The organism is Pseudomonas sp. HMSC076A11 (genome assembly GCF_001810205.1).
Classification (GTDB): Bacteria; Pseudomonadota; Gammaproteobacteria; order Pseudomonadales; family Pseudomonadaceae; genus Pseudomonas; species Pseudomonas aeruginosa.
On record NZ_KV800315.1, the window covers coordinates 163,990 to 182,400 of the forward strand.

At 67.6% G+C, this 18,411-nt stretch carries 20 protein-coding genes; 17 read left to right on the plus strand and 3 right to left on the minus strand.

Features of this window, described 5'->3' with window-relative positions:
• Window positions 1-9 precede the first annotated feature (9 nt).
• The 11 genes from pscB to pscL are packed head-to-tail and all read left to right on the plus strand — an operon-like array spanning window position 10 to window position 7,071.
• Window positions 10-432, plus strand: coding sequence for a YscB family type III secretion system chaperone PscB (pscB, locus tag HMPREF2716_RS21455; RefSeq protein ID WP_003113551.1), 423 nt, complete (start codon window positions 10-12; stop codon window positions 430-432).
• Window positions 432-2,234, plus strand: coding sequence for a SctC family type III secretion system outer membrane ring subunit PscC (pscC, locus tag HMPREF2716_RS21460; protein ID WP_015503124.1), 1,803 nt, complete (start codon window positions 432-434; stop codon window positions 2,232-2,234). Before pscB ends, pscC begins: the two co-directional genes overlap by 1 nt.
• A 1-nt stretch (window position 2,235) precedes the next feature.
• Window positions 2,236-3,534 (plus strand): SctD family type III secretion system inner membrane ring subunit PscD, encoded by a 1,299-nt coding sequence (gene pscD / locus HMPREF2716_RS21465; RefSeq protein WP_023105410.1) that lies wholly within the window; start codon window positions 2,236-2,238, stop codon window positions 3,532-3,534.
• Entirely contained in the window at window positions 3,497-3,700 is a 204-nt protein-coding gene (gene pscE / locus HMPREF2716_RS21470; RefSeq protein WP_003100751.1) for a YscE family type III secretion system co-chaperone PscE, read from the plus strand. The genes pscD and pscE overlap by 38 nt, the downstream gene beginning before the upstream one ends.
• A 2-nt stretch (window positions 3,701-3,702) precedes the next feature.
• A complete protein-coding gene (gene pscF / locus HMPREF2716_RS21475; protein WP_003087729.1) occupies window positions 3,703-3,960 on the plus strand; it encodes a type III secretion system needle filament protein PscF in 258 nt (85 codons plus the stop codon).
• A gap of 2 nt (window positions 3,961-3,962) precedes the next feature.
• Window positions 3,963-4,310 (plus strand): YscG family type III secretion system chaperone PscG, encoded by a 348-nt coding sequence (pscG, locus tag HMPREF2716_RS21480; RefSeq protein WP_003100735.1) that lies wholly within the window; start codon window positions 3,963-3,965, stop codon window positions 4,308-4,310.
• Window positions 4,307-4,738 (plus strand): YopR family T3SS polymerization control protein PscH, encoded by a 432-nt coding sequence (pscH, locus tag HMPREF2716_RS21485; protein ID WP_003100725.1) that lies wholly within the window; start codon window positions 4,307-4,309, stop codon window positions 4,736-4,738. Before pscG ends, pscH begins: the two co-directional genes overlap by 4 nt.
• Window positions 4,738-5,076 (plus strand): SctI family type III secretion system inner rod subunit PscI, encoded by a 339-nt coding sequence (pscI, locus tag HMPREF2716_RS21490; RefSeq protein ID WP_003120330.1) that lies wholly within the window; start codon window positions 4,738-4,740, stop codon window positions 5,074-5,076. The genes pscH and pscI overlap by 1 nt, the downstream gene beginning before the upstream one ends.
• Window positions 5,073-5,819, plus strand: coding sequence for a SctJ family type III secretion inner membrane ring lipoprotein Psc (gene pscJ, locus HMPREF2716_RS21495; protein ID WP_031801305.1), 747 nt, complete (start codon window positions 5,073-5,075; stop codon window positions 5,817-5,819). Before pscI ends, pscJ begins: the two co-directional genes overlap by 4 nt.
• An 8-nt stretch (window positions 5,820-5,827) precedes the next feature.
• Window positions 5,828-6,448, plus strand: coding sequence for a SctK family type III secretion system sorting platform protein PscK (gene pscK / locus HMPREF2716_RS21500; RefSeq protein WP_031801304.1), 621 nt, complete (start codon window positions 5,828-5,830; stop codon window positions 6,446-6,448).
• Window positions 6,427-7,071 (plus strand): SctL family type III secretion system stator protein PscL, encoded by a 645-nt coding sequence (pscL, locus tag HMPREF2716_RS21505; RefSeq protein ID WP_003120328.1) that lies wholly within the window; start codon window positions 6,427-6,429, stop codon window positions 7,069-7,071. Before pscK ends, pscL begins: the two co-directional genes overlap by 22 nt.
• 102 nt (window positions 7,072-7,173) lie before the next feature.
• Here the strand turns inward: pscL and bglX are convergent, their stop codons facing one another.
• On the minus strand, window positions 7,174-9,468 hold the full coding sequence (gene bglX / locus HMPREF2716_RS21510) for a beta-glucosidase BglX (protein ID WP_031801303.1): 2,295 nt from the start codon (window positions 9,466-9,468) through the stop codon (window positions 7,174-7,176).
• A 170-nt stretch (window positions 9,469-9,638) separates the two neighbouring features.
• The gene (locus HMPREF2716_RS21515) at window positions 9,639-11,696 is read right to left on the minus strand and encodes a putative bifunctional diguanylate cyclase/phosphodiesterase (protein ID WP_009876228.1); all 2,058 of its coding nucleotides are present in this window, start codon (window positions 11,694-11,696) and stop codon (window positions 9,639-9,641) included.
• 352 nt (window positions 11,697-12,048) lie between these two features.
• Between HMPREF2716_RS21515 and HMPREF2716_RS21520 the strand changes: the two genes are divergently transcribed.
• The 6 genes from HMPREF2716_RS21520 to HMPREF2716_RS21545 all read left to right on the plus strand — a co-directional run bounded on the left by HMPREF2716_RS21520 (window position 12,049) and on the right by HMPREF2716_RS21545 (window position 17,514).
• Complete coding sequence (locus HMPREF2716_RS21520) at window positions 12,049-12,390, plus strand: ribonuclease E inhibitor RraB (RefSeq protein WP_003087738.1); 342 nt, start codon at window positions 12,049-12,051, stop codon at window positions 12,388-12,390.
• Window positions 12,391-12,487: 97 nt separating this feature from the next.
• Window positions 12,488-13,186: a type 1 glutamine amidotransferase gene (locus HMPREF2716_RS21525; protein WP_003100718.1), complete on the plus strand. Its 699-nt coding sequence runs from the start codon at window positions 12,488-12,490 to the stop codon at window positions 13,184-13,186.
• Between the two features lie 349 nt (window positions 13,187-13,535).
• Window positions 13,536-14,948: a circularly permuted type 2 ATP-grasp protein gene (locus HMPREF2716_RS21530; RefSeq protein WP_003087741.1), complete on the plus strand. Its 1,413-nt coding sequence runs from the start codon at window positions 13,536-13,538 to the stop codon at window positions 14,946-14,948.
• Window positions 14,949-14,950: 2 nt separating this feature from the next.
• On the plus strand, window positions 14,951-15,904 hold the full coding sequence (locus HMPREF2716_RS21535; RefSeq protein WP_003087742.1) for an alpha-E domain-containing protein: 954 nt from the start codon (window positions 14,951-14,953) through the stop codon (window positions 15,902-15,904).
• Window positions 15,901-16,701, plus strand: a complete 801-nt coding sequence (locus HMPREF2716_RS21540) for a transglutaminase family protein (protein WP_003100717.1) — start codon at window positions 15,901-15,903, stop codon at window positions 16,699-16,701. Before HMPREF2716_RS21535 ends, HMPREF2716_RS21540 begins: the two co-directional genes overlap by 4 nt.
• A gap of 81 nt (window positions 16,702-16,782) precedes the next feature.
• Complete coding sequence (locus HMPREF2716_RS21545) at window positions 16,783-17,514, plus strand: proteasome-type protease (protein ID WP_003120324.1); 732 nt, start codon at window positions 16,783-16,785, stop codon at window positions 17,512-17,514.
• Between the two features lie 7 nt (window positions 17,515-17,521).
• Here the strand turns inward: HMPREF2716_RS21545 and HMPREF2716_RS21550 are convergent, their stop codons facing one another.
• Entirely contained in the window at window positions 17,522-18,343 is an 822-nt protein-coding gene (locus HMPREF2716_RS21550; protein WP_003100707.1) for a cytochrome c, read from the minus strand.
• Window positions 18,344-18,411 lie beyond the last annotated feature (68 nt).

Sequence of the window (18,411 nt, forward strand, 5' to 3'; positions counted from 1 at the left end):
CGAGGAATCATGGATCATCTGTTGAGCGGATTGGCCACTCGCCTGGGCCAAGGGCCCTTTGTTGCCGATCGGACGGGTTCGTACCACCTGCGCATCGACGGACAGAGCGTCCTGTTGCTGCGCCAGGGCGACGACCTGCTGCTGGAAAGCCCGCTGGAGCACGCCCCCCTGGACCCGCAGCGCGACCAGCAGGGGTTGCTGCGGGCGCTGTTGTCGCGGGTCGCCAGTTGGAGCCGGCGCTATCCCCAGGCCATCGTCCTGGACGCGGACGGGCGCCTGCTGTTGCAGGCGCGGCTGGGCCTCGACGGCCTCGATCCCGAGCGACTCGAACGGGCCCTGGCCGCCCAGGTGGGGCTGCTCGAGGCGCTGGCGCCGGAGCTGGAGCCGCTGCCCCGCGGGTTGCCGCCGCAGGCTCCGGTGTGGCGTCCCTGATGCGCCGCCTGCTGATCGGCGGACTGCTGGCGCTGCTGCCTGGCGCGGTCTTGCGCGCGCAGCCGCTGGACTGGCCCAGCCTGCCTTACGACTATGTGGCGCAGGGCGAAAGCCTGCGCGACGTGCTGGCCAACTTCGGCGCCAACTACGATGCCTCGGTGATCGTCAGCGACAAGGTCAACGACCAGGTCAGCGGTCGCTTCGACCTGGAAAGCCCGCAGGCCTTCCTGCAGTTGATGGCCTCCCTCTACAACCTCGGCTGGTACTACGACGGCACCGTGCTGTACGTATTCAAGACCACCGAGATGCAATCGCGGCTGGTGAGGCTGGAGCAGGTCGGCGAGGCCGAGCTGAAGCGCGCGCTGACCGCCGCCGGCATCTGGGAACCGCGCTTCGGCTGGCGTGCCGACCCTTCCGGGCGGCTGGTGCACGTGTCCGGTCCGGGGCGCTATCTCGAACTGGTCGAGCAGACCGCCCAGGTGCTGGAGCAGCAATACACCCTGCGCAGCGAAAAGACCGGCGACCTCAGCGTGGAGATCTTCCCGCTGCGCTATGCGGTCGCCGAGGACCGCAAGATCGAGTACCGCGACGACGAGATCGAGGCGCCGGGCATCGCCAGCATCCTCTCGCGGGTGCTCAGCGATGCCAACGTGGTTGCGGTGGGCGACGAGCCGGGCAAGCTGCGCCCGGGACCGCAATCGAGCCATGCGGTGGTCCAGGCGGAACCGTCGCTGAATGCGGTGGTGGTGCGCGACCACAAGGACCGGTTGCCCATGTATCGCCGCCTGATCGAAGCCCTCGACCGGCCCTCGGCGCGGATCGAGGTCGGCTTGTCGATCATCGACATCAATGCCGAGAACCTCGCCCAGCTGGGCGTCGACTGGAGCGCCGGGATTCGCCTGGGCAACAACAAGTCGATCCAGATCCGCACCACCGGCCAGGATAGCGAGGAGGGCGGCGGCGCCGGTAGCGGGGCGGTCGGCAGCCTGGTGGACAGTCGCGGGCTGGATTTCCTGCTGGCCAAGGTCACCCTGTTGCAGAGCCAGGGACAGGCGCAGATCGGATCCCGGCCGACCCTGCTGACCCAGGAGAATACCCAGGCGGTGCTCGACCAGAGCGAAACCTACTATGTGCGGGTCACGGGCGAGCGGGTGGCCGAGCTGAAGGCGATCACCTACGGCACCATGCTGAAAATGACGCCGCGAGTGGTGACTCTCGGCGATACGCCGGAGATCAGCCTCAGCCTGCACATCGAGGACGGCAGCCAGAAACCCAATAGCGCCGGCCTGGACAAGATCCCCACGATCAACCGCACGGTGATCGATACCATCGCCCGCGTGGGCCATGGCCAGAGCCTGCTGATCGGCGGCATCTACCGCGACGAACTGAGCCAGAGCCAGCGCAAGGTACCCTGGCTCGGCGACATTCCCTATCTCGGCGCGCTGTTCCGCACTACCGCGGACACCGTGCGCCGCTCGGTGCGGCTGTTCCTCATCGAGCCGCGGCTGATCGACGATGGCGTCGGCCATTACCTGGCGCTGAACAACCGTCGCGACCTGCGCGGCGGCCTGCTTGAAATCGACGAGTTGTCGAACCAGAGCCTGTCGTTGCGCAAGCTGCTCGGTAGCGCCCGCTGCCAGGCGCTGGCGCCGGCCAGGGCCGAACAGGAGCGCTTGCGCCAGGCCGGCCAGGGATCGTTCCTCACGCCCTGCCGGATGGGTGCGCAGGAGGGCTGGCGGGTGACCGACGGCGCCTGTCCCAAGGACGGCGCCTGGTGCGTCGGCGCGGAGCGCGGGAATTAGCATGGCCTGGAAGATCCGCTTCTACAGCGGGCTGAACCAGGGCGCCGAAGTCTCGCTCGGAGAGGGCCGGGTGGCGCTTGGCAGCGATCCGTTGCAGGCCGACCTGGTGTTGCTCGACGAGGGCATCGCGGCAATCCACCTGGTGCTCGAGGTCGATGCCCAGGGCGTGCGCCTGCTGGAGTGGGCGGAGGGCTGCGAGCCTCGCCAGGACGGCCAGGCGCAAGTCGCCGGAGCGATCCTGCAGGCGCTTGCCGGGCAGACCTGCGGCCCGCTGCGCTGGGCATTCTGCGACCCGCAGCGGAGTTTTCCCGAGCGTTTCCCCGAAGCCGAGGTGCAGACCGCGCCAGTGCGCCGCAAGTCGTCCGCCCGTGCCGGCGGGGCCTGGCTGCTCGGCGTCAGCCTGGCGCTGGCGCTGTGTCTGCTGGGCATGCTCGTCGAACCCTGGTCGGCCCGCCAGCACGGCATGGCCGGCGAGGAGCCCCTGGCGAAGGTGCGCGCCTACCTGCGCGAGCAGGGCATGAGCGAGGTGGATGTGCAGCGCCAGGGCGACAGTCTCCTGCTCGGCGGCTACCTGGAGGACAACGCCCGGCGCCTGGCGCTACAGCGCTACCTCGATGGCAGCGGCGTGGACTACCGACTGGAAGCACGGAGCATGGAAGACATTCGCCAGGGCGTGGATTTCATCCTGCAGAAATTCGGCTATCGGCAGATCCTCAGCAGCAACGCGGACAAGCCTGGCTGGGTCCGGCTCAACGGCGAACTGGCGGAACAGGACGAACGCTGGGCGCGGATCGACGCATTGCTGGAGTCCGAGGTGCCGGGCCTGCTCGGGGTGGAAAACCAGGTCCGGGTGGCCGGCTCGCACCTGCGCCGCCTCGAGCGCCTGCTGGCGGACGCCGGCCTCGACCGGCAACTGAGTTTCCGCGAGCGCGGCGAGCGCATCGAGTTGAGCGGTACGCTCGACGAGGTCCAGCTCAGCGCCTTCTACCGCCTGCAGCGCGAGTTCCAGCAGGAGTTCGGCAACCGCCCGAGCCTGGAGCTGCTCAGTCGCGGCAAGCGCGCCAGCGGCGACGAACTGGAGTTCACGATTCGCTCGGTGTCGCTGGGGCGGGTGCCCTATGTAGTGCTCGGCGACGGCCAGAAATACCCGGTGGGCGCCTCGACATCCCGCGGTGTGCGAATCCTCGCCATCGAGCCGGAGTCGATCCTGGTGGCCCGCGGCAAGCAGCGTTTCATCATCAATCTCAAAGGGGAGGTGCTCCATGATGACAGCCTTGGAAACGCGACTGTCGGTCGCTGACGGCACGCATGCCGCAGCGCTCCGGCAGCGTCTGCAGGCGGCGCTGGCGGAGTGTCGCCGGGAACTGGCCAGAGGCGCTGGCCCGGAGCGCTTCCAGTTCCTGCAACAGCAGGCCCGGGCCCTCGAAGGCGGTCTCGGCATTCTTTCGCAGCTCACAGAGGACTAAGCATGGCGCAGATATTCAACCCCAACCCGGGGAATACCCTCGATACCGTGGCCAATGCCCTGAAGGAGCAGGCCAACGCAGCGAACAAGGACGTCAACGACGCGATCAAGGCCTTGCAGGGGACCGACAATGCCGACAACCCGGCGCTGCTGGCCGAGCTGCAACACAAGATCAACAAGTGGTCGGTCATCTACAACATCAACTCGACGGTGACCCGTGCGCTGCGCGACCTGATGCAAGGCATCCTGCAGAAGATCTGAACATGGACACTTCACTGATACGCGAATTGGCGGAACTGGCGCTGGCCGGCAGCGGGCAGCACTGCCACGAAGAGGCGCTGTGCATCGCCGAGTGGCTGGAGCGCCTCGGACAGGACGAAGCGGCGCGGCTGATCCGGATTTCCAGCCTGGCCAACCAGGGGCGCTATCAGGAAGCCCTGGCCTTCGCCCATGGCAATCCCTGGCCGGCGCTGGAGCCCTGGTTCGCCTTGTGCGAGTGGCACCTGGGGCTGGGCGCCGCGCTGGACCGCAGGCTGGCCGGGCTGGGCGGCAGCAGCGATCCTGCCCTGGCCGACTTCGCCGCCGGCATGCGCGCCCAGGTGCGGACATGAGCCGCATCGACACGCCGCCGGGATTCGCCGTCTATCCGTCGGCCAGTCCAAAGGCGGCGAACCTGCCGGCTGTCGATCAGGTGCTGGCTTTCGAGCAGGCCCTCGGCGGCGAGCCGCCGGCGGCCGGACGCCGCCTGGCCGGGTTGGAGAACGGCGCTCTCGGCGAGCGCCTGCTGCAGCGCTTTGCCCAGCCGCTGCAAGGGTTGGAGGCGGACCGCCTGGAGCTGAAGGCGATGCTCCGTGCGGAACTGCCGCTGGGACGCCAGCAGCAAACCTTTCTCCTCCAGTTGCTCGGTGCAGTCGAGCATGCGCCGGGCGGCGAATACCTGGCGCAACTGGCGCGTCGAGAATTGCAGGTGCTGATCCCGCTCAACGGCATGCTCGACAACCTCGTGCGCAACAGCCACAAACTCGACCTGGAGTCATGATGGATATCTCTCGGATGGGCGCCCAGGCGCAGATCACCAGTCTCGAAGAACTCTCCGGCGGCCCGGCCGGCGCGGCCCACGTCGCCGAGTTCGAACGGGCGATGGGCGGTGCCGGCAGCCTGGGAGGCGACCTGCTCAGCGAACTGGGGCAGATCAGGGAGCGTTTCAGCCAGGCCAAGCAGGAGTTGCAGGTGGAGCTGTCGACGCCCGGCGACGATCCCAACAGCCTGATGCAGATGCAGTGGTCGCTGATGCGCATCACCATGCAGGAAGAGCTGATCGCCAAGACCGTCGGGCGCATGAGCCAGAACGTCGAAACCCTGATGAAGACCCAATGAGGCGAACGGTGAAAGGTCTGTCGCGCATGGCGCTCCTGGCGCTGGTCCTGGCGTTGGGCGGGTGCAAGGTCGAACTCTATACCGGGATCAGCCAGAAGGAAGGTAACGAGATGCTGGCGCTGTTGCGTTCGGAGGGTGTTTCCGCGGACAAACAGGCGGACAAGGATGGCACCGTGCGCCTGCTGGTGGAGGAATCGGATATCGCCGAGGCGGTGGAGGTGCTCAAGCGCAAGGGCTATCCGCGGGAGAACTTCTCCACACTGAAGGATGTGTTTCCCAAGGACGGGCTGATTTCCTCGCCCATCGAAGAGCGCGCGCGGCTCAACTACGCCAAGGCCCAGGAGATTTCCCATACCCTTTCCGAGATCGATGGCGTGCTGGTGGCGCGGGTCCATGTGGTGCTGCCCGAGGAGCGCGACGGACTGGGCAGGAAGTCCTCGCCGGCATCGGCCTCGGTGTTCATCAAGCACGCCGCCGACGTGCAACTGGATGCCTACGTGCCGCAGATCAAGCAACTGGTGAACAACGGCATCGAAGGACTCAGCTACGACCGCATCAGCGTGGTCCTGGTGCCGTCGGACGGGGTCCGCCAGGTCCCGCTGGCGCCACGCTTCGAGAGTGTCTTCTCGATCCAGGTGGCGGAGCACTCGCGCGGACGCCTGCTCGGTCTGTTCGGCCTGCTGCTGGCGTTGCTGCTGGCGAGCAACCTGGCGCAGTTCTTCTGGCACCGGCAACGGGGCTGAGCGGCGCGATGCCATTGACGGCCTACCAGTTGCGCTTCTGCCCGGCCCGCTACATCCACGAGTCGCACCTGCCCGCGGTATTGCTGCGGTTGCTGCCGGCGCTGCCGGACTGGCGGCGACAGAGCGTTCTCAACGCCTGGCTGCTGGAGCAACTGGAATTGGACTGCGCGTTCCGCATGCCCGCGCAACTGGGCGGGCTGGCCCTTTACCCGCAGGCGGCGCTGGAACGGACCCTGGGCTGGCTCGGCGCGTTGCTGCACGGCCAGGCCTTGCGGCAGGTGCTGGACGGTGCGCGGGTACGGCGCATCCGCGCGCAGATCGGCGAACAGGGCCAGCGTTTCTGCCTGGAGCAGCTCGACCTGCTCATCGGTCGCTGGCCACCCGGCTGGCAGCGGGCCTTGCCGGAAAACCCGGAAGAAGGCTATTTCCGGCGCTGCGGCCTGGCTTTCTGGCTGGCCGCCTGTAGCGATGCCGACTGCGGTTTCTCGCGGCGCCTGCGCCTGCGCCTGGAGGCCATGTCGGCCCCGGCGGACTGGACCTTCGACGAACAACGGCGATCCCTGGCGCGGACCCTGTGCCTGAAGGTCGCCCGACAAGCGAGCGATGAATGCTTCCATTTGTTGAACTAGACGCCAGTCGCGTACGGCTGGCCCCTGGGCAGGCCCTGTTGCGCGCCCGCGACTACCAGGACTACCTCAGCGCCAACCGCCTGGTGGAAGCGGCCCGCGAGCGTGCCGCCGAAATCGAGCGCGAGGCCCACGAGGTTTACCAGGAGCAGAAGCGCCTGGGCTGGGAGGCCGGACTGGAGGAGGCGCGTCTGCGCCAGGCCGGGCTGATCCAGGAAACGCTACTGCGCTGCAATCGCTACTACCGGCAGGTCGATCGCCAGCTTGGCGAGGTGGTGCTGCAGGCGGTGCGCAAGGTGTTGCGCCACTACGACGCTGTCGAGCTGACCCTGGCGGCCACGCGCGAGGCACTGGCATTGGTGAGCAACCAGAAGCAGGTGATCCTGCACGTCCAGCCGGAACAACTGGCCGCGGTGCGCGAGCAGGTCGCCCGGGTGCTCAAGGATTTCCCCGAGGTGGGCTACCTGGAAGTGGTCGGCGATGCCCGGCTGGACCAGGGCGGTTGCATCCTGGAAACCGAGATCGGGATCATCGACGCTTCGCTCGACAGCCAGTTGGCGGCGTTGCAGGCCGCATTGACGGAGAGCGTGGCGCGGAGCGGCGAGGAGGAAGGGGACGCCGGTTGAGGGAACCAGGCGCCGCCCCCGGCCCGGGCGTTGGCTCCGGGCCGAGGGCTGAGACGCTGCCGTTCGCCCGCGGCGGCGACGCTGGCGGTGCGGTCGGCGCCTTCAGAGCAGGGTGAAGCTGCGGCTTTCGGTTTGCGCCGAATCCAGGCCGACGAAGACCTTGAACTCGCCCGGCTCGGCCGTGTGCCTGAGCTGACTGTCGTAGAACTTCAGGTCTGCCTCGCCGAGGCGGAAGACGATCTCCCGCGATTCGCCGGGCTCCAGCATCACCTTGCGGAACCCGCGCAGTTCCTTCACCGGACGGCTGAGGCTGGCGACCGGGTCCTGCAGATAAAGCTGGACCACCGTGGCGCCGGCGCGCTTGCCGCTGTTATTGAGCGTGACCCGCGCTTCCAGGGTAGCGCCGCGGGCCAGCCGTTCGCTGGACAGGCGCAGGGGCGAGAGACTGAACTCGGTGTAGCTGAGGCCGTAGCCGAACGGGTAGAGCGGGCCGTTGGCTTCGTCGAAATAGCGCGAGGTGTATTTGCCGGGGTTGTCGTGGTCCATCGGCCGGCCGGTGTTCAGGTGGTTGTAGTAGACCGGAACCTGGCCCACCGAGCGCGGGAAGGACATGGTCAGCTTGCCGCTGGGGTTGTGCTCGCCGAACAGCACGTCGGCGATGGCGTTGCCGCCTTCGGTGCCACTGAACCAGGTTTCCAGGATCGCGTCGGCGTTTTCCTGCTCCCAGCCCAGCGACAGCGGTCGGCCGTTCATCAGCACCAGCACCAGCGGCTTGCCGGTGGCCTTCAGTGCCTTCAGCAGCCGCCGCTGGCTGGCCGGGATGCGCAGGTCGGTGCGACTGGAGGCCTCGTGGGCCATGCCCTGCGATTCGCCGACCACGGCGACCACCAGGTCGGCGTCGCGCGCGGTGCGCAAGGCCTCCTCGAGCATCGCCTCGGCGGAGCGCGGATCGACCTCGACTTCCGGGTTGTAGCTGTTCAGGTAGTCGAGGATCGCCTGGTCGCCACTGACGTTGGCACCCTTGGCGTAGAGCAGGGTGGCACGCTCGCCGACGGCATTGGCCAGGCCCTGGTAGACGGTTACCGCCTGGCGTGGCACGCCGGCTGCCGACCAACTGCCGATGACGTCGCGCTGGCTCTTGGCCAGGGGGCCGATCACGGCGATCCGCCCCTGTTTCTTCAGCGGCAGCAGACCGTCGCGGTTCTTCAGCAGGACCAGTCCTTCGCGAGCCACCTCGCGGGCGGCCTGGCGGTGCAGGCGGCTCTCGGCGTTGGTGTCGAACGGCGGGTCGTCCGGCTTGCCCAGGCGCCGGTAGGGATCGGCGAACAGGCCGAGGTCGTACTTCGCCGCCAGCACGTCGCGGCAGGCGCGATCGATGTCGGCCTGGTCGATCTCGCCGGCCGCCAGCAGCTTCGGTAGCCAGGTCGAGTAGAGATCGTCGTTCATGTTCATGTCGACACCGGCCTGGATCGCCAGGCGCGTGGCGTCCCGCTCGTTGCCGGCGAGGCCGTGCTTGATCAGTTCCTTCACCGCGCCGTGGTCACTGATGGTCAGCCCCTTGAAGCCCCACTGCTGGCGCAACAGGTCGGTCAGCAGCCAGCGGTTGGCGGTGGCGGGCACGCCGTTGATGGTGTTCAGCGAGACCATCACCGCGCCGGCGCCGGCGTCCACCGCGGCCTTGTAGGGCGGCAGGTAGTCCTGGAACATGCGCGGCAGGCTCATGTCCACGGTGTTGTAGTCGCGGCCGCCTTCGGCCGCGCCGTACAGGGCGAAGTGCTTGACCGCCGCCATGATGCTGTCCGGGGCGGCCAGGTTGGAGCCCTGGTAGGCACGGACCATCACGCCGGACAGCAGCGAGGTCAGGTAGGTGTCTTCGCCGAAGCCTTCCGAGACCCGCCCCCAGCGCGCGTCGCGGGTGATGTCGACCATCGGCGAGAAGCTCATGTCGAGCCCGTCGGCGCTGGCTTCGAGGGCGGAGATCCGCGCGCTGCGGGCGACCACCTCGGGGTCCCAGCTGGCGGCGAGGCCGAGGCTGATGGGGAAGATGGTGCGGTGGCCGTGGGCCACATCGTAGGCATGGAACAGCGGGATCTTCAGGCGGCTATGGCGGACCTGATCCTGCATGGCGCGAATGTCCGGGCGGGTCACGGTATTGAAGATGGCGCCGACCTTGCCGGCGCGGATGTCCGCCATCAGCGCTTCCTTGGGATGGTCGGCGCCGACGCTGACCAGGCGTAGCTGGCCGATCTTTTCCGCGTTGCTCATGCGAGCCATCAGGCTGGCGATGAAACGCTCCTTGTCGGTAGCCGGCGGATTGCCGGATTCGCCCTGGCCAGCCGCCAGTGCCGGGCTCCCGCTCAGCCCGATGAGAAGCCCCAGTACACACAGCCTGTTCATGCATGTTTTCTCGTTATTGGATAGACGCTCGTCGTGGCGGCGTGACATGTCGCGGCATGCCGCCCGGCGGGCGCGACATAAGGTGTTCGCAGCGCGGGCGGAAGTCAACGAGACGGCGATGGGCGAATCTGCCGCTTCTGACAGGTCACGTGGCGCGCCGCTGGCGGCGCTCAGGCGACGCTGGCGAGCAACTGCTCGGCCGGCATCGGCCTGCCGAGCAGGAAGCCTTGCAGCGAATTGCAGCCGAGGCGGGTCAGGAACTCCTGCTGGGCCTCGGTTTCCACGCCCTCGGCGACGATCTTCAGGTTCAGCGTGCGGCCGAGGGCGACGATCGCCGAGACGATTGCGGCGTCGTCGCTGTCGTGGGCCAGCTCGTTGATGAAGCCACGGTCGATCTTCAGTTCGCTCGCCGGCAGGCGCTTGAGATAGAGCAGGCTGGAGTAGCCGGTGCCGAAGTCGTCGATGGAGATGCCGACGCCCATCGCCGACAACTGCTCGAGGATCACCAGGCTGGCATCGGCATCGCGCATGGCGGTCGATTCGGTCACCTCGAGGATCAGGTGGCTGGGCTCCAGGCTGTGGCGCAGGAGTGCGTTGCGCACCGAGTCGACCAGGCCGGCATGGGCGAACTGCAGGGCCGAAAGGTTCACCGCGATGTTCCACTCCGCATGCCCGCCGTCCAGCCAGAGGCGCATCTGCCGGCAGGCTTCGTCGAGCACCCACTCGCCGATCTGCACGATCAGGCCGGTCTTTTCCGCCAGCGGCAGGAACTGGCCGGGGGTGATCAGCCCGTGTTGCGGATGCTCCCAGCGCAGCAGCGCTTCCACGCCGATCATCGGTCCGTTCGGCGCCAGTACCTTGGGCTGGTAGTGCAAGACCAGTTGCCGGCGCTCCAGGGCCTGGCGCAGGTCATGCAGTAGTTGCAACTGTTCCTGGGCGTTGGCGTTCATCGAACTCTCGAAGAAGCAGTAGCCGTTCCGTCCCTGGTCCTTGGCGTGATACATCGCCGCGTCGGCATTGATCATCAGCTCGTGGCGGGTCTGCCCGTCGCCGGGGTAGAGCGCGATGCCGATGCTCGCCGAGATCCGCACCTCGTGGCGGGATATCTGGTACGGCTGGCTGATCCGCTTCACCAGCTTCTCGGCCAGGGTCGCGGCGTCGGCGGGCTCTCGGGCCTCGATCAGCAGGACGAACTCGTCGCCGCCGAGGCGGGCGATGGTGTCCTGGGCGCGGACGTTGGCGCGGATACGCTCGGCGACTTCGATCAGCAACAGGTCGCCGAGGTGATGGCCGTAGGCATCGTTGACCGCCTTGAAGCCGTCCAGGTCCATGAACAGCACGGCGAACCGGCGATCGTCGCGGATCGCCTGCTGGATCGCCTGCTCCAGGCGGTCGTCGAGGAGCATGCGGTTGGGCAGCTTGGTCAGGTTGTCGTGCAGGGCCAACTGGATCAGCTCGCGGTTGGCTCGTGCGAGGGAGGTGGCGAGCACCGAGGTACGTGCCTCCAGGCGCGAGTCCAGCACCGAGACGATCAGGGCGATGGCGATCACCGCCAGGGTGATCACGATGACCAGCACCGCCAGCCAGCCGTTGTCGATGCCTCGGCCGGCGGCGCCGCAGAAGCTGCCCAGGGGGAACTGCGCGGCGGCCATCCCGGTGTAGTGCATGCCGACGATGGCGCAGCCCATCACCAGGGCGGCGCCGGCGCGGACCAGGACGATGCGCCGGCTGCCATGGCGCAGGCGGAAGGCGATCCACAGCGCGGCGCCGGAGGCGATCACCGCGATCAGGATGGAGAGGCCGAGCCACAGCGGGTCGTAGACGATCCCCGGCATCATCAGCAGAGCGGCCATCCCGGTGTAGTGCATGGCGGCGATGCCGCTGCCCATCAGCAGGGCGCCCAGCGCCAGGCGTTGCCAGGGGAGTTCCGCCTGGCACACCAGCCAGAGGGCGAAGGCCGAACTGCCGACGGCCAGCAGCAGCGACAGCAGGGTCAGGCCCAGGTCGTAGCCGAGCGGGATCGGCAGGCTGAAGGCGAGCATTCCGACGAAATGCATCGACCAGATGCCGAAGCCCATGGCGAAAGCGCCGCCGATCAGCCAGGAGAGCGCCTCGCGGCCTTTCGCCAGGGTCACCCGGCCGGCCATGTCGAGAGCGGTGTAGGACGCCAGGATGGCCACAATCAGGGAAAAGGCGACAAGAACCTGGTTGTAGCTGCTGATAAGCATGAAAGCGTCCGAACGGGATAGCGGGAGAGAAGCGGTTGATATCAACCTGATATTATTGCACGAGTCGCTTTCGCCAATGCCATCGGGCAGGACCAACGGTCGCCGGCGCAGGCGGAATCTTGCTCAACGGCCGGGCCTTTTGTACAGCGCTTTGTCTGCCGCCGGTCGCCGCCCGCCGGGGCAGGCGGCGGAAAGCTCGGCAGCGCTGGCAGGTTGACGCTACCCTGAAAGAAGCCATGGTCGTCCGATCTTCCTCTGGCTTGATCAAAAAACTCTCATGATCGCCGACGATGGCTTCAGCTGAATGGGGAATCGGTGAACTTTCTGAATGTCTCGACAGGAGGTGCGTCTCATGGAAAAGCCCTTCTCGGATGATGTCAGCGTGAATGTCCTGCGTCGCATGAAAGAAGGCGGCTTCGACTTCGCGCGCATCCATCCCATCGACTTCTTCGCCATCTTTCCCAGTGAGCGGGAGGCCCGCCAGGCCGCGGGCCAGTTTCGCGGCGAGTCGCTCAGGGCCCAGGTCGTCGCTCGCGACGATGGCTCCTGGAACCTGCAGGTCAGCAAGGTGATGTACGCCACCCATGCCGCCATCGGTGCCTTCGAACACGACCTGGAGGAAGTCGTGGTGCCGCTGGGCGGCGTGCTGGACGGGTGGGGCGTGACCCAGGAGGTCACTTCGCTGCGTCCGTGACGGCGGCGGGACCCCGGCCGCGATCCCGGGCCGGGGCTCCTGCGTCGGGCTTTCCTTCCTCGAAGGCTTTCCTGCAGACTGGGGAAGGAGGTAAGCCATGAGCGATATTCTGATCCTGACCCATGCCGAGTTCTGTCCGCCAGGCCATCTGGGTGCCGTGCTGGCGGAGCGCGGCCTGGACTTCCGCGTGATCCGCGCCGATCTCGGCGAACTCGCCGGTCTCGACGCCGAACGCCCGCGAGCGGTGGCGATCATGGGTGGGCCGATGAGCGTCAACGACGACCTGCCCTGGTTGCGCGACGAACTGGCGCTGCTGCGTCGCTTCATCGAGCGGCGCATCCCGCTGATCGGCCATTGCCTCGGCGGCCAGTTGCTGGCCCGCGCCCTGGGCGCGACGGTGCGGCAACAGCCCTACACCGAAATGGGCTGGCAGCCCATGCAGCGGGAAAGCCGCGACAGTCCATGGCTGGCCGGGCTGCCGGAGCGCTTCTCGATCTTCCAGTGGCACGGCGATGCCTTCGACCTGCCGCAGGGCGCCGAGCGCCTGCTGTCCAGCCCCTGGTGCGAGAACCAGGGGTTTTCCTGGGGTGGTCACGTACTCGGCCTGCAAGGCCATCCGGAAATGACCGAGGAACTGGTGCGGCGCTGGATCGCCGGCTGGCCGCACCTGCTCGATCCCTCCCAGCCCAGCCAGCAATCCGCCGAGGACATGCTGGCCGGGTTGCCTGCCAGGATTGCCGGGCTGAATCGGGTGGCCGAGGGTTTCTACCGTCATTGGCTGTCGCTGATCGATTGACCTTCCCGGCCGCGGGCGCCCCCCTGGCACTACCGCCGGTCCGCTTTATCGCTCGTTCGAGCGAGACGGCTGTCTGCATGGAAGGGAGGGGATAAGCCGTCTCCCTTCCGGGTCTGTTCTAGACTTATCGGTCCCACAGGTCGCTTCGCGATCGGCAGGTCGATGCCGGTCCGTGGCCGCGGGGCGCGCATGCCGTCGAACGGGGCGCCCTTCCTCTCCCTGTGGGCAGGATGCACCAGACTGGGGCGAACCCGCCGCGCCGACCCTGCGAATCGCCGACGAGCCGTGATCCGCGCGCTGGCACGGGCTTTGCGAGTTCCCCATCGTTCGTGACGACAAGGAGTCCGGCATGGCACGCATGTTTTACGACGAGATGCACGATGCTGGCGGCGAATGCCGCTCGCATTATCGGGAATTCGCTCGCTGGCTGGCCGACACCCCTGAAGAGCAACTGCTGCAACGCCGGCGTGAAGCCGACCTGCTGTTCCACCGCGCCGGCATCACCTTCACCCTGTACGGCGACGAGCAGGGCACCGAGCGCCTGATCCCCTTCGACACCATCCCGCGCAGCATTCCCGCGGCGGAGTGGGCGCACATCGAGGCCGGCTGCATCCAGCGCGTCCAGGCGCTGAACCTGTTCCTCGCCGACCTCTACCACGAACAGCGCATTCTCAAGGCCGGGGTGATTCCTGCCGAGCAGGTCCTGGCCAACGACCAGTACCAACTGGCGATGCAGGGACTGGACCTGCCGGGCAACGTCTACGCGCACATTGCCGGGGTCGACCTGGTCCGCGACGGCAGCGGCAACTACTACGTGCTGGAGGACAACCTGCGCACGCCCAGCGGTGTTTCCTACATGCTGGAAAATCGCAAGATGATGATGCGCCTGTTCCCCGAGCTGTTCGTCCGCCAGCGCGTGGCGCCGATCGACCACTACCCGGACCTGCTGCTCGACACCCTAAAGCGGGCCAGTGACGTCGAATCGCCGAGCGTGGTGGTATTGACGCCGGGACGTTTCAACAGCGCCTACTTCGAACACGCCTTCCTCGCCCGCGAGATGGGCGTGGAACTGGTCGAAGGCGCCGATCTGTTCGTCCGCGACGAGCGGGTCTACATGCGCACGACGGCCGGACCGCAACCGGTGGACGTGATCTACCGAAGGATCGACGACGCCTTCCTCGACCCGCTGGCGTTCAACCCGGATTCGCTGCTCGGCGTGCCCGGCCTGCTGGCCGCCTACCGGGCCGGCAACCTGGTGCTGGCCAACGCGATCGGTACCGGGGTGGCCGACGACAAGTCGATCTATCCCTACGTGCCGGACATGATCCGCTTCTACCTCGGCGAAGACCCGCTACTGCACAACGTGCCGACCTGGCAATGTCGCAAGCCGAAGGAACTGGCGCACGTCCTGGCGCACCTGCCGGAGCTGGTGGTGAAGGAGACCCAGGGTTCCGGCGGCTACGGCATGCTGGTCGGACCGGCGGCCAGCCGGGAGGAAATCGAGCTGTTCCGCGAGCGCCTGAAGGCTCGCCCGGAGGCCTATATCGCGCAACCGACGCTGTCCCTGTCGACCTGTCCGACCTTCGTCGAGAGCGGCGTCGCGCCGCGCCATATCGACCTGCGGCCGTTCGTCCTGTCGGCGCCGGATCGGGTTCGCCTGGTGCCTGGCGGGCTGACCCGGGTGGCGTTGCGCGAAGGCTCGCTGGTGGTCAACTCGTCCCAGGGCGGCGGCACCAAGGACACCTGGGTGGTGGAGGAATAAGCATGCTCAGCCGGACCGCTTCCGACCTGTACTGGATGTCGCGCTACCTGGAACGCGCGGAGAACCTCGCCCGCATGCTCGACGTCAGCTACTCGCTGTCGCTGTTGCCGCAGGACCGCAACGGTGGCGGCCTGGACGAACTGGCCATGCCGCTGCTGATCACCGGCACCCTCGACGCCTACCTGGAGCGCCACGGCGAACTGGCCGCCGAGCGCCTGCTGAGTTTCTTCGCCCTCGACCCGGACAACCCGGCGAGCATCTACAGCTGCCTGGCCGCAGCGCGCGCCAGTGCCCATGCGGTACGCGGGCGGATCACCCTGGACATGTGGGAGAACATCAACGCCACCTGGCTGGAAATGCGCGGCATCGCCGCCGAGGGCATCCTGCGCTATGGCATCAGTCGTTTCTGCGAATGGGTGAAGGACCGCTCGCACCTGTTCCGCGGCGCGACCTTCGCCACCAGCATGCGCAACGATGCGTTCCGCTTCATCCGTCTCGGAACCTTCATCGAACGCGCCGACAATACCTTGCGCCTGCTCGATGCGCGCTACCAGACCCAGGGCGAAGCGGCGCTCGCCGGGGCGGACGAGGGCACCGCGCGCGGCTACTACCAGTGGAGCGCGCTGCTGCGGGCGCTATCCGCCTTCGAGGGCTACACCGAGCTGTACCGCGCCTCGCCCAACGCGCGCAACATCGCCGAATTGCTGCTGTTGCGCGAGGACGTGCCACGTTCGCTGCTGTCCTGCATCGAGGAACTGAGCGAGATCCTTTCCGGCCTGCCCGGCGTCAACGGCCGGCCGGCGCAGCGCCTGGCCGCCGAGCTGGAGGCGCGGGTGCGCTACACCGGCATCGACGAGGTGCTGGAACAGGGCCTGCATACCTGGATCACCGACTACATCCTGCTGGTTCGCCAGTTGGCCAACGCCATTCACAGCTCCTACCTGGAGGCCGCATGAGACTCTCGATCACCCACGACACCACCTATCGCTACGAAGACCGGGTGCGCGCCAGCATCCAGTACCTGCGCCTGACCCCGCAGGACAGCGAGCGCCAGCACGTGGTCGATTGGCGCCTGGACCTGCCGCGCCCGGCGCGGCCGCTGCGCGATCCGTACGGCAACATCCTGCACGTCCTGACCCTGGACGAACCGCATGAGTCGGTCCTGATCGCCGCCCACGGCCTGGTCGAGATCGACGAGGAGCGCGAGGTGGAGCACGATCGCCAGTCGCCGTTGCCGTTCCTGCGCAGCACCCGCCTGACCGGCGCCGATGCCGAGATGCGCGCCTTCGCCGAACGCGCCATGGGCGGCCGCAAGGACCGCGGCGGCCTGCTCGACCTGATGCATGCGCTGCACGAGCATATCCTCTACCAGCCGGGGGCGACCCGCGTCGACAGCACCGCCATCGAGGCTTTCGGCGCACGCGCCGGGGTCTGCCAGGACCATGCGCATGCCTTCCTCGCCTGCGTCCGCAGCCAGGGCGTGCCGGGGCGCTACGTCTCCGGCTACCTCTACACCGAGGACGATACGCACCTGGCCAGCCATGCCTGGGCCGAGGCCTGGCTCGGCGACGGCTGGTACAGCTTCGACGTGACCAACCGGCTCGGCCGTCCGGAGCGCCATCTCAAGCTGGCCGTCGGCCTCGACTACCTGGATGCCTGCCCGGTGCGCGGCTTGCGCCGTGGCGGCGGTTGCGAGCAGATGCATGCGAGGGTGCTGGTCAGCGCGCCGCTGCTGCAGGTGCAGCAACAGTGACGATCCATTGCGCGCCTGGCGTTATCGGCGATTGCCTTTACGCTTGAGGGGCGGGGACGGACGGAATAAGGAAGATTCGAGATGACCTACTGTGTCGCGATGCACCTGGCCGATGGGTTGGTGTTCGCCTCCGATTCGCGGACCAACGCCGGGATCGACCATATCGCCACCTTCCGCAAGCTGTTCACCTTCGGCACGCCTGGCGAGCGCCTGCTGGTGGTGCAGACGGCCGGCAACCTGGCGACCTCGCAATCGGTGATCAACCTGTTGCAGCAGCGCATCCGCCGGGACGGCGCCAGCCTGCTCAACGTGCCCTCGGTCTACGACGCCACGGCGCTGGTCGCCGAGACCACCCGCGAGGTGCTGGCCCGCGACGGCGGCAATCTGGCCGGCAATACCGACCTGAGCTGTTCCTTCCTGGTCGGCGGGCAGATCGCCGGCGGACCGCCGGCGCTGTACAGCATCTATCCCCAGGGCAACTTCATCCAGGCCACGCCGGACACGCCTTTCCTGCAACTGGGCGAAAGCAAGTACGGCAAGCCGATCCTCGACCGCAACCTGACTTTCGACACGCCGCTGGAGCAGGCCCTGCGCTGCGCGCTGGTGTCGTTCGACTCGACCATCCGCAGCAACCTCTCGGTGGGCATGCCGCTGGACCTGCTGGTCTACCACCGCGACAGCCTGATCCTGCCGGAGGGCTACCGGGTCACCGAGGACGACGCCTATTTCAGCGCCATCCGCCGCCAGTGGAGCGCCGGCCTGCACGACTTGCTGGAGCGCCTGCCGTCGCCGCCCTCGGCGTACAACATCTGACGCCGCTTCAGCCGGCCGCGCCCGCCTTGCGGCCGGCCATGTGGCGCAGGTAGCCGATCAGCTGGCGCAACTCCTGGTCGTCGATCACCCGTTCCGGGAACGCCGGCATCTTCGCCTGCGGCCATTGCCGCAGCGCCTGCGGGTCGCGGATGTAGCGGGCGAGGAATTGCGGCTGGAAGTACTCGGTGGGGTTGTACGGCAGGTTCAGGTCCGGGCCGAACTGGGCGTCGCCGGCACCGTTGAGACGGTGGCAGGCCAGGCAGTTCTTCTGGAACACGGCGAAGCCGGCGCGCACCTCCGCGCTGGCGTCGGCGGCCGGCAGCAGGGCCGGGAAGCGTTCGGCCAGAGGGGACTGGTAGCGGATGCGGACGACCTGGAAGGGCCATTGCTCCGGACCGATGCGTTTTTCCTCGGGTTTGCTCCAGACCAGATAGAACGGCCCGGCGGACGGCTTGCCGGCGCCCAGCGGCGGCCAGGGGCGCTGCGGATCCTCTATCGCCAGCCAGGCTTGCGAGCCCTGTTCGGCGAGCAGCGGGGCGGCCGGCAACTCGGCGGCGAAGCCGTCGCTGGCCACGGCCTGCAAATGGTCTTCGGGATGCACGCCTTTCAACAACGCCGCCAGTGGCACGGCGCGGTAGCGCATGTTCCGGCGGTAGGCGACGTCGGCCGGGATGTCCAGGTCGCGGGCCTGCGGATGCCTGAGCAGTTCTTCGCTGCTCCAGGTCTGCGTGCCCCCCGGCAGTTCCAGGCGGAGCTCGGCGGCCCAGGCGGCAGCCACAGGGAAGAGCAGGGCACCTAGCAACGCCAGGCGCGGGAGAGTGACAGGCATGCGGGTTCCTCGTGCATCCGCCGGTTATGGCATGGAGCGAGAGATTGGCACGGAACGGGGGCCTCGCG